General features: G+C 46.7%; 1 protein-coding gene. It reads left to right on the plus strand.

The annotated features are described in order from the left end of the window. Positions 1–296 precede the first annotated feature (296 nt). Positions 297–1,460: a mannonate dehydratase gene (gene uxuA / locus JX312_RS13635; protein ID WP_204458458.1), complete on the plus strand. Its 1,164-nt coding sequence runs from the start codon at positions 297–299 to the stop codon at positions 1,458–1,460. Positions 1,461–1,462 lie beyond the last annotated feature (2 nt).

Genomic DNA, 1,462 nt, shown 5'->3' on the forward strand with positions numbered 1-1,462 from the left:
GTATGTGATATGATAGGAAGTGTTCCATACCAACCCCTCTTTTTTTTGCCAGGAGGAATCATGACNGCCGCTGCCGCAGCCTGAAGAAAGGAAGACAAAGGCAACGGATGTCAGAAAAAAGGTAACTGATTTTATATTGCTATGCATTAAATTGATGTTACAGGTGGTTTAGCAATTCAAATTTAGTGAAATATTCAGAAATAAGCAAAAGAGGGTTGCGCAAAATGGATATGGGGAATGATGCGTTTTAAGAAAGATTTGTTATTTTTGCAGAAAAATCAGCTATTCGGACTAATATGGAAAAAACGTGGCGTTGGTTCGGACCCAACGATAAGATAACCCTCGACATGTTGCGTCAGATCGGTGTGGAGGGGATAGTTACGGCACTTCATCATATACCCAACGGAGAGATATGGAGCGAAGAGGAAGTTGTAAAAATGAAAAACTTCATCGAAGAGCATGGTCTGCGCTGGTCGGTGGTGGAGAGTCTTCCGGTGAGCGAGTCGATCAAATACGGAGGTTCTGACCGCGATCAACTGATAGAGAATTATAAGGAGAGTCTTAGAAACCTCGGCAAAGCCGGAATAAAGACCATATGTTATAACTTCATGCCGGTGCTTGACTGGGCGAGGACCGATCTCGAATATCCAAATCCCAACGGCACTTCGAATCTTTATTTCAACAGAGCGGAGTTTGCTTATTTCGACATCAATATTCTTAAGCGCGAAAATGCGGCGCAGGATTATGACGAAGAGACACTCCGCCGTATGCGCGAGGAAGTGGCGCCCCGAATGGATAAGGATGCCGAGCATCGTCTGGTGGAGAATATCATAGTCAAGACGCAGGGTTTTGTCAACGGCAATATCACCGAAGATGATCTTGAGCCGGTTAATAAATTCCGCGAATTTCTTGAATTATATAAAGGTATAGATGCAGACCGTCTCCGCGCCAACATGGCATATTTCCTCAATGCAATTATGCCCGTATGCGACGAATACGGCATAGATATGTGCGTTCATCCCGATGATCCGCCGATGCCGATTCTCGGGTTGCCCAGGATTGTTACCTGCGATGCAGATATCAGAGCATTTCTTGACGCTGTGCCCAACCCGCACAACGGACTTACATTCTGTGCCGGTTCATTGAGCGCAGGAGCACACAACGATGTGGTGGAGCTTGCGCGTAAATATGCCTCGCGCACCCACTTCGTTCATGCCCGAATATGTAAGGTTCTGTCGAATGGAGATTTCAAGGAATCCACACACCTTGATCCAAGACTGATCGAGGTGGTAAGGATATTTGAGAAAGAGCGTCCGGGAGTGCCGATGCGTGTCGATCACGCCCCGCTGATGCTCGGAGACGGAGAGATGGGTTATAATGCAGGATATTCATTCCATGGAAGAATGCTCGCACTCGGCATGATATTAGGGGTGATGGCTGCTGTGAATGAGGGGGATTGAAT

The organism is Barnesiella sp. CU968, assembly GCF_905219685.1.
GTDB classification, from domain to species: Bacteria; Bacteroidota; Bacteroidia; order Bacteroidales; family Muribaculaceae; genus Lepagella; species Lepagella muris_A.

Coding starts and splice junctions, on each gene's coding strand:
- uxuA (WP_204458458.1), top strand. CDS start 297: ATGGAAAAAACGTGGCGTTGGTTCGGACCCAACGATAAGATAACCCTC.